The organism is Streptomyces sp. CBMA156 (genome assembly GCF_014596515.1).
In the GTDB taxonomy this organism is placed as follows: Bacteria; Actinomycetota; Actinomycetes; order Streptomycetales; family Streptomycetaceae; genus Kitasatospora.
Genome location: NZ_MSJQ01000197.1, coordinates 20,150 through 28,486 on the forward strand (window position 1 = coordinate 20,150; position 8,337 = coordinate 28,486).

At 73.0% G+C, this 8,337-nt stretch carries 8 protein-coding genes and 1 pseudogene; 5 read left to right on the forward strand and 4 right to left on the reverse strand.

Going from position 1 to position 8,337, the window contains the following annotated elements:
* Positions 1-220 precede the first annotated feature (220 nt).
* On the forward strand, positions 221-1,168 hold the full coding sequence (locus BU198_RS16390) for an ROK family protein (protein ID WP_188297586.1): 948 nt from the start codon (positions 221-223) through the stop codon (positions 1,166-1,168).
* Positions 1,165-2,346 carry an N-acetylglucosamine-6-phosphate deacetylase gene (gene nagA, locus BU198_RS16395; protein ID WP_188297587.1) on the forward strand — a complete coding sequence of 394 codons (1,182 nt, stop codon included), beginning with the start codon at positions 1,165-1,167 and terminating at the stop codon, positions 2,344-2,346. Before BU198_RS16390 ends, nagA begins: the two co-directional genes overlap by 4 nt.
* A 61-nt stretch (positions 2,347-2,407) precedes the next feature.
* Here the strand turns inward: nagA and BU198_RS16400 are convergent, their stop codons facing one another.
* The gene (locus tag BU198_RS16400; RefSeq protein ID WP_188297588.1) at positions 2,408-3,430 is read right to left on the reverse strand and encodes a hypothetical protein; all 1,023 of its coding nucleotides are present in this window, start codon (positions 3,428-3,430) and stop codon (positions 2,408-2,410) included.
* A 157-nt stretch (positions 3,431-3,587) separates the two neighbouring features.
* Positions 3,588-5,378 (reverse strand): sensor domain-containing diguanylate cyclase, encoded by a 1,791-nt coding sequence (locus BU198_RS16405; RefSeq protein ID WP_188297589.1) that lies wholly within the window; start codon positions 5,376-5,378, stop codon positions 3,588-3,590.
* A 371-nt stretch (positions 5,379-5,749) separates the two neighbouring features.
* Here BU198_RS16405 and BU198_RS16410 point away from each other — a divergent pair, with 371 nt between their 5' ends.
* Positions 5,750-6,277, forward strand: a complete 528-nt coding sequence (locus BU198_RS16410; protein ID WP_317620153.1) for a flavin reductase family protein — start codon at positions 5,750-5,752, stop codon at positions 6,275-6,277.
* 8 nt (positions 6,278-6,285) lie between these two features.
* Here the strand turns inward: BU198_RS16410 and arfB are convergent, their stop codons facing one another.
* Positions 6,286-6,720 (reverse strand): alternative ribosome rescue aminoacyl-tRNA hydrolase ArfB, encoded by a 435-nt coding sequence (gene arfB, locus BU198_RS16415; protein WP_188297591.1) that lies wholly within the window; start codon positions 6,718-6,720, stop codon positions 6,286-6,288.
* A gap of 67 nt (positions 6,721-6,787) precedes the next feature.
* Here arfB and BU198_RS16420 point away from each other — a divergent pair, with 67 nt between their 5' ends.
* Together BU198_RS16420 and BU198_RS16425 are read left to right on the forward strand one after the other, a co-directional pair.
* Positions 6,788-7,285: a hypothetical protein gene (locus tag BU198_RS16420; protein WP_223244471.1), complete on the forward strand. Its 498-nt coding sequence runs from the start codon at positions 6,788-6,790 to the stop codon at positions 7,283-7,285.
* Positions 7,286-7,420: 135 nt separating this feature from the next.
* Positions 7,421-7,996 (forward strand): TerD family protein, encoded by a 576-nt coding sequence (locus BU198_RS16425; protein WP_188297593.1) that lies wholly within the window; start codon positions 7,421-7,423, stop codon positions 7,994-7,996.
* A 121-nt stretch (positions 7,997-8,117) separates the two neighbouring features.
* Here BU198_RS16425 and BU198_RS16430 read toward each other — a convergent pair.
* Positions 8,118-8,337, reverse strand: a pseudogene (locus BU198_RS16430) (hypothetical protein); the annotation flags it as partial.

Below are 8,337 nucleotides of genomic sequence, written 5' to 3' on the forward strand. Positions count from 1 at the left end.
CACACCACTGACCAGGCCCGCCCCAGTAGTTACCGAAGTGCTCGGAGTCATTGCACGATGCGCAACAAAACCCCCGCTTCCACCCCCCGCAGCCCGTCCCGCGCCCCGGCGCAAAGCCCCCCACAATCCCGCAGCTGCGACAAAGCTCACCCAGTATGGACCAGACCAATCCGACAACTGGACTAGACCTCTTCTACCCACCCAAGGGAAACTGTCCTCCGTGAAGCACGTCATCGCACTCGATGTAGGCGGCACCGGCATGAAGGCCGCGCTGCTCGCCCAGGACGGCTCCGTGCTGTTCGAAGCACGCCGACCGACCGGGCGGGAACACGGCACGGACGCCGTTGTCGCCACCATCCTCGACTTCGCCGCCGACCTGGCGGACGAAGGCCGCAGCCGTTTCGGCGTCGCCCCGCTCGCGGCCGGTGTCGCCGTCCCGGGGACGATCGACGAGAAGAACGGCATCGCGGTCTACTCCTCCAACCTCGGCTGGCGCGACCTCCCGCTGCGGAGGCTCCTCGGCGAGCGTCTGGCCGGACCGGACGGCGGCGCGATGCCGGTGGCCCTCGGCCACGACGTGCGCTCCGGGGGCCTGGCCGAGGGCCGGCTCGGAGCCGGCCGGGGCGTCGACCGCTTCCTGTTCATCGCCCTCGGCACCGGCATCGCCGGCGCCATCGGCATCGACGGCCGCATCGAGGCCGGCGCGCACGGCTACGGCGGCGAGATCGGCCACGTCGTGGTCCGCCCCGGCGGCCCCCTGTGCGGCTGTGGCGCCCGCGGCTGCCTGGAGACGCTGGCCTCGGCCTCCGCCGTCTCCCGTGCCTGGGCCGAGGCCAGCGGTGACCCCGACGCCGACGCGGCATCCTGCGCCGCCGCGGTGGACGCCGGGGACGACCGCGCGCTGGCGGTCTGGCAGCAGGCCGTCGACGCCCTGGCGGACGGCATCTTCCTGGCCCAGAGCCTGCTCGACCCGTCCACGGTGATCGTCGGCGGTGGTCTGGCCGAGGCCGGCGACACGCTCTTCACCCCGCTGCGCGCGGCGGTCACCGAGCGACTGACCTTCCAGATGCCCCCGAAGGTCGTACCAGCCATGCTCAAAGACACCGCCGCATCCCTGGGCGCGGGCCTGCTCGCCTGGGATCTGCTCTCGATGGAGGTGACCGCGTGACCACCGCGGACCGTGACCGTACTGCCCTGGCCGGCGCCCGACTGGTCCTGCCCGGCGGCGTCGTCGAGGGCGACCGCATCGCCGTGGAGGGCGAGCGCATCGCCGCCTTCGGCGGCGACACCGAGCCCGGCGACCTCGACCTGACCGGGTACACCGTCGTACCCGGCTTCGTCGACCTGCACGTGCACGGCGGCGGCGGTGCCGCGTACACCTCGGGCATCGCCGAGGAGGCCCTGCTCGCCGCCCGCGCGCACCTGGAGCACGGCACCACCACCACGGTGGCCTCCACCGTCACCGGCGAGATCGACGAGGTCGCCCGCCAGGCGCACGTCCTCTCCGAACTCGTCGAGGACGGCGTCCTGGCCGGCATCCACTTCGAGGGCCCGTTCATCTCGCACAACCGCTGCGGCGCCCACCGCCCCGACCTGCTGCGCGACCCCGACCCGGCGCTGGTGCGCAAGCTGGTCGACGCCGCCCGCGGCCACGCCAAGATGGTCACCCTGGCCCCCGAGCTGCCCGGCGGCCTGGAGTCGGTGCGGATGCTCGCCGACCTCGGTGTGATCGCCGCCGTCGGCCACACCGACTCCGACTACGCCACCACCCTGGAGGCGATCGAGGCCGGCGCCAGCGTCGCCACCCACCTGTTCAACGCCATGCCCGGCATCGCCCACCGCGCCCCGGGCCCGATCGTGGCGCTGCTGGAGGACGAGCGGGTCACCGTCGAGCTGATCAACGACGGCGTGCACCTGCACCCCTCCGTGCTGGACCTCGCCTACGGCACCGCAGGCGCGAACCGGGTCGCCCTGATCACCGACGCGATGGGCGCGGCCGGCATGGGCGACGGCCTCTACCCGCTCGGCCCGCTCCAGGTCGAGGTCAAGGACGGCGTCGCCCGGCTGGTCGAGGGCGGCGCGATCGCCGGCTCCACCCTCACCCTGGACGTGGCGTTCAAGCGCTCGGTCACCGTCAACGGGCTGAGCCTGAACCAGACCGTCGAGTCGCTGTCCGCCACCCCGGCCCGGCTGCTCGGCCTGAGCGACTCGATCGGCTCGCTGGAGACCGGCAAGCTCGCCGACCTGGTCGTGGTCGACTCCGAGAGCTACGACCTGGTCGCCGTGATGCGCCGCGGCCGGTGGGTCGTCGGCGGCGACGCGTTCTCCACCGTCAAGCCCGCCTGAGCGATGCCGACGGCCGCCCTCCCCCTGCGGGGACGGGCGGCCGTGTCGTGTTCCGGGGGCGTCAGCCGTTCGGTTCGATGGTGACCTGGTCGATCAGGACGGCCCCGGAGGGCACCGTGAAGGTCACCGTGTTCGACCCGGCCTGGAACTGCGGCAGTATCCAGGTGCTGTACCAGGCGGCCGCCTGGTCCTTGGGAGGGGTCCCGTAGATCTTGTACGACAACCCGCTGGGCCAGTCCTTGCCGTTCACCACGGCCCCGCCCTTGAGCTCCGCGCCGGAGTAGTTGTAGTGCACGTACATCTTGTAGGTGCCGGCCGTGGCGATCTCCCCGGTCCAGGTCACCGAGCCTCCCGGCTGGAGCGTCAGGTAGCTGCCGTCGGCCGACTTGGCGCCCTTGACGCTGTTGCCGGACGGCGCGTTCTGCGCCTGGAGCTGGCTCGCGTCCACGCTCGTCGGACCGGAGACGGCGGTCGTGGTCGCCGAGGGGGTGGTGCTCGCGGTGGCGGCGGTCGGCGCGGGGCTGCCCGAGACCGGCGGGGCGGCGGTCGTGGTGCCGCCCTTGGTGTCCGTCTCGCCGCCCGGATCCCCGGTGGAGAGCGCTATCCCGGCGCCGATCGCTATCGCCGCGACCACGGCGACCGCACCGATCACCGCGCCCTTGCTCCGGCCGCTGCTGCGGGGCTCGTCCCCCGGCTGCGGCCTGGAGTGCTCCGCGTAGCGGGTCTGCTGGGTGGGCGCGGCACCGTACTCGGGCTGCTGGGGCGGGCCGGGCTGACCTCCGTACGGGGCCTGCTGCTGGCCGCCCGGGTACCCCTGCGGCGGCATGCCCTGCTGGCCGTACGGCTGCTGCTGCGCCCGCGGCGGCCCGGCCTGCGGGTAGCCGTACTGCGCGCGCCCGACCTCCATCGGGCGGCTGTACGGCGTGCGCGGGACCCCTTGCTGCGGCTCGGCCGGCTGCCCGGTGGAACCGTCGGCCGGGCGGTAGAGGTAGCCGAACGGGTCGTCGTCCTGCGGGGCACCGCCCCCCTGGCCCTCGGGCACTCCGTTGCTGCCGGCGGTCGTCACGGTGGTCTGCTCCCCCATCCGGTGCGCCGCCTGCTGCGAGCGGCGCAGATCATGGACGCTGTCGTACCGGGAACCCTACCTGTCGTACCTGACAGCGGGAAAAGAACCCTTGACAACTCATGGGTAACCCGGCCCGGCCGGGGTGGATCCGGGCGAACCGCGGCCGTCGGCGGGCTCAGCCCGCGCGCCGGTGCGAGCGCTCGCCGCGCGCCCCGCGCACCGCCCCGCCCCTGGCCCGCTTCTCGTCGTACATCCGCTCGTCCGCGGTCTGCAGCACCTCCTCGATGCTCATCCCGCAGCCGGCCCAGCCGACCCCGAGGCTCACCCCCACCCGCATCGCCCGCCCGTCGATCCGCATCGGCGGGATGATGGCGCCGCGCAGCCGGTGGGCGAGGTCCTTGGCCTCCTCCCGGCCGATCCCGTCGGCCAGCACCACGAACTCGTCGCCGCCGAGCCGGGCCACCGTGTCGCCGTCCCGGACCGCCTGGCTCAGCCGCCGGGCGACCTCGACCAGCACCGCGTCGCCCGCGTTGTGGCCGAACCGGTCGTTGATCGACTTGAAGCCGTCCAGGTCGCAGAAGAGCACCGCGAGACCCTTGTCCAGCGCCGCGGCACCGCCGGAGCGGAACGGCGCCGACCAGGCGTCGCCGCCGGGCCCGTACTCGGCCGGGACCACCGCGTGCACGTGCTCCCCGTAGCCCGCCGGGCCGACCCCGGTCGGCAGGCCCTCGGACAGCCCGTAGCCGTGCACCGGACCGGCGTACGGGTCGGTGCCCTCCAGCCCGCCGTGCGCCGCGTGCGCGCTGTAGGAGTCCGCCGGGTAGCCGTACGGCTGCGGGTAGGCCGCCTCGACCTGCCCGGCGGCCGCGCCGACCGGCTGCGGCTGGGCGCAGAGCCGGCGGCCCAGCCTGGCCTTGAGTTCGGCGCCGTTCGGCAGCCCGGTGAGCGCGTCGTGGCTGGCCCGGTGGGCGAGCTGGAACTCGTGCCGCTTGCGGTCCTCGATGTCCTCGACGTGGGTGAGCAGGAAGCTCGGCCCCTCGGCCGCGTCCGCGACGATCGAGTTCCGCAGGCAGACCCACTGGTAGCCGCCGTCCCGCCGGGACAGCCGCAGCTCCGCGCGGCCGCTCTCGGCGCTGGTGCGGTCCAGCAGCGCCCGGTCCTCGGGGTGCACGAGGTCGGCGAAGCTCTGCTGGCGCAGCACCGCCCTGGGCCGGCCGAGCAGCCGGCACAGCGCGTCGTTGACCCTGGTCAGCTGGCCGCGCCCGGCGCCGTGCAGTTCGGTGATCGCCATCCCGCTGGGCGCGTACTCGAAGGCCTGGCGGAAGCTCTCCTCACTGGCCCGCAGCGCCTGCTGCTCCTTCTCCAGGCGGGCCAGCGCGCGCTGCATCTCGGCCCGCAGCCTGGCGTTGCCGATCGCGATGGAGGCCTGCAGCGAGAACATCTCCAGCGCCTCGCGGGTCCACGCCCCGGGCCGCTTGCCGCTGCGCGGGCGGTCCACCGAGAGCACGCCCAGCAGGTCGCCGCCGGCGCTGTACATCGGGGCGAGCAGTCCGTCGGCGGGGTGCCAGTCGTTGGCGTACACCGGCAGCGGGCCGTCCCCGATCCAGCGCGGGATGTCGCTGGCGACGGCCCAGCCGCGGTCGTACGGCAGGAAGCGCAGGGTGCCCCAGTGGTCGCTGACGCCGAGCAGCCGGTCCCAGGACTCCCGGGAACCGACCTGGCCGAGCAGCACGGAGGGGCCGCCCATCGGGCTCTCCTCCAGCTCCCAGACGGCCGCCACCACGAGGTCGCCGTCCGGTCTGACCAGGCTGACCGCGGCGGCGTCGAAGCCGAGCCCGTGCACCGCTCCCTCGACGACGGCCTGGAGCGTGCCGGCGAGGCTGCGGGCAGCGTTGAGGTCCGCCACGACCCGGTGCAAGGTGCGGAGGGTCGCGAGACGGACGTACGGCTCCGACTCGGCTTCCATGCGGGGGCTCCCCGGCTGCTTCGGATAGTTCTTGATTGGTTATCGTCCGATTGCCAGAAGAACTGAATCACAGGGAGCACAGCGTTCGGCACGCTCGGTCAGCAATAGGCCATCACTTGTGACTTAAATCACACGACACTAATGCGCCCTTAATCAGTTCATCTGTCCCATAGCTGGACATAAAACGCCATCGGAACATTTCTCGTGGTCGACCGCATCGGCCGCGGACTGAAGCCGGCTACACCCGGCGATCCGACGGCTTCACTCCTGGGGGTGAGTTCGGCCACCGGGCGCAACCCTTCGGCCGGACCGCCGGTCCTACGACCAAGGCCCGATGCCCTTCTTCCCGGGCGCCGACTACCGTGCGGTACGTGTACTCGTCCCCGCAGCCCGAAGCTGCCCCCCACGCCACGCCCGACGAGTTCCGGGCAGCTCTCTCCCAGCTCGCCGCCGGCGTGAGCCTGGTGACCCTCCACGACCCGGAGGACGGCGAGGACGCCGGCATGACCGCCACGTCCTTCCTCTCCGTGTCGCTGGAACCGCCGCTGGTGCTGATCTCGGTCCGCGAGGACTCCCGGATGGACGAGTTGCTCTCCCGGGTCGACACCTGGGCCGTCTCGCTCCTGGCCGAGGGGCAGAAGACGCTCGGCTCCCGGTTCGCCATGAAGGGCCGGCTCAGCGACCGGCTGCTGTTCACGGACACCCCGCACCACCGCGGCCCGCGCACCGGCGCCCCGCTGATCGACGGCGCGCTGGCCACTGTCGAGTGCCGCACCGAACAGCGGATACCCGCCGGTGACCACACCCTGCTGCTCGGCCGCGTCCTGGAGGCCGTGGTGCCCGACCCCGGCGGCCGCCCGCTGCTCTACTTCCGCGGCGGCTACCGCACCCTGGGCTGACGGGCCGGCTACTCGCCGCCCCGCGGCGACCGGCGGCCCTGCTTCAGCTCGGATCGGTGCCGCTTGTTCTCCAGCCGGCGCTGGACCATCCCCCGGCTGGGCCTGGTCGCCCGCCGCGCCTTCGGCGGCGGCGCGCACGCCTCGGTCAGCAACGCCGACAGCCGGACCACGGCCGCCTCCCGGTTGCGCCACTGCGAGCGGAACTCCGAGGCCTGGACCACCAGCACCCGGCCGTCCACCAGCCGCCCGGCCAGCCGCTCCAGCGCGCGCTCCCGCCACACCTCGGGCAGCGCCCTGGTCGAGGCCAGGTCGAAGCGGAGCTCGGCCTTGGAGTCGGAGGTGTTGACGTGCTGGCCACCGGGGCCGGAGGAACGCGAGAAGCGCCAGACGAGCTCGGTGTCGGGGACGACCACCGACCCCCGTACGCGAACGGGCTCGGACATGCGCCCATCATCCCGCGCCGCGCCCGTACGGTCACCCGGTTATCCGAGCGCGCGCCGAGCCCCGACAATGGCGTACGTGATCGAGCTCGGCTACTCCCTCTCCAACCGCTTCCCCGACCCCCCGCAGACGGACTACCGCACCGCGTCCGTGCACACCCTGCGGTACGACCTGTTCTCCGGCGACGTCTACCTGGACGGCGAGGACGCGGGGCTGTCCACCGCCTGGGGCTGGGTGCCGGTGCTCGACTTCGCCTGGGCGCTGTGCGACGTCGTCGAGCACCTGGACCGCGACCCGGACGGCAGCCGGGCCGCCCGGGTGCAGACCGCCGACCTCGACTTCACCCAGAACACCGAGCTGCTGCGCTTCGCCCGCCGCTTCAACTGGGTCGAGGTCACCGCGACCTGGCTGCCGGACGAGCCGCCGGTGGTGGTCCGGCACGACGAACTGCGGCGCGAGGCCAGGGACTTCCTCCAGGACACGCTGGCCGACCTCTTCGACATGCACCCTGACCTGGCCGACAATCCGAACATCTGGTCGCTCCAGGGCCGGTTCCGGCGGATCTGACACCCGGCTTTGCCCGGTCTTTGCCCCGGGATTGGCGCCCACGAAGAATTCACGGCCCCTGCGGAACCAAGCCCCCGGGGTATTGCGTTGTCCCGGGGAAAAGCGAACGAAGCGAACGAAGGGACTGCAATCGTCATGCCAGTGAGCCTCTCCAAGGGTGGCAACGTCTCGCTGACCAAGGAGGCCCCCGGCCTGTCCGCGGTCACCGTCGGCCTCGGCTGGGACGTCCGCACCACGACCGGCGCCGAATTCGACCTCGACGCCAGCGCGATCGTCCTGAACGCGGACGGCAAGGTGCTGTCCAACGGCCACTTCGTGTTCTTCAACAACACCAGCACGCCGGACAGCACCGTCGTGCACACCGGTGACAACCGCACCGGCGAGGGCGCGGGCGACGACGAGGCGATCAACGTCAACCTGGCCGGCCTGCCGGCCGAGGCCGCCAAGATCACCTTCCCGGTCACCATCTACGACGGCACCGCCCGCGGCCAGAACTTCGGCCAGGTGCGGAACGCCTACATCCGCGTGGTGAACGCCGCCGGCGGCGCCGAGATCGCCCGCTACGACCTCTCCGAGGACGCCGCCACCGAGACCGCGATGATCTTCGGCGAGCTGTACCGCAACGGCGCGGAGTGGAAGTTCCGCGCCGTCGGCCAGGGCTACGCCTCCGGCCTGGCCGGCATCGCCCAGGACTTCGGCGTCCAGCTCTGACGCACCCGCGGGAAACGCCGCGGCGCGGGAAGTCGGTCCGTCCGACCTCCCGCGCCGCGGTTCTTCGTTCCCGGGGTCCGGAGTCCGGCGCCCGGGCACCGGGGCCAGGGCACCGCCGGCCTCAGCGCGAGGCGCGCAGCTCCGGCAGCTCGATCAGCTCGGTCTCGTCCTCCGGCGTCAGGTCCACCACGGTCGGCTCGCCCTGCTCCGGCCGGCCGGCCGGCTCCGAGGCCCTGGCCCCGGCCTCGGCGGCCACCACCTCGTCGCCCACCACGTCCGCCAGGTCGGCGCGCTCCCCCAGCTCGGCGACGCTGCCCACCGCCGGCGCCGGGGCCGCCGGA

Excerpts from the sequence above, each read along its gene's own strand:
- BU198_RS16400 (WP_188297588.1), bottom strand. The coding sequence starts at position 3,430 with ATGGGGGAGCAGACCACCGTGACGACCGCCGGCAGCAACGGAGTGCCC.
- BU198_RS16405 (WP_188297589.1), bottom strand. The coding sequence starts at position 5,378 with ATGGAAGCCGAGTCGGAGCCGTACGTCCGTCTCGCGACCCTCCGCACC.
- arfB (WP_188297591.1), bottom strand. The coding sequence starts at position 6,720 with ATGTCCGAGCCCGTTCGCGTACGGGGGTCGGTGGTCGTCCCCGACACC.
- BU198_RS16420 (WP_223244471.1), top strand. The coding sequence starts at position 6,788 with ATGGCGTACGTGATCGAGCTCGGCTACTCCCTCTCCAACCGCTTCCCC.
- BU198_RS16425 (WP_188297593.1), top strand. The coding sequence starts at position 7,421 with ATGCCAGTGAGCCTCTCCAAGGGTGGCAACGTCTCGCTGACCAAGGAG.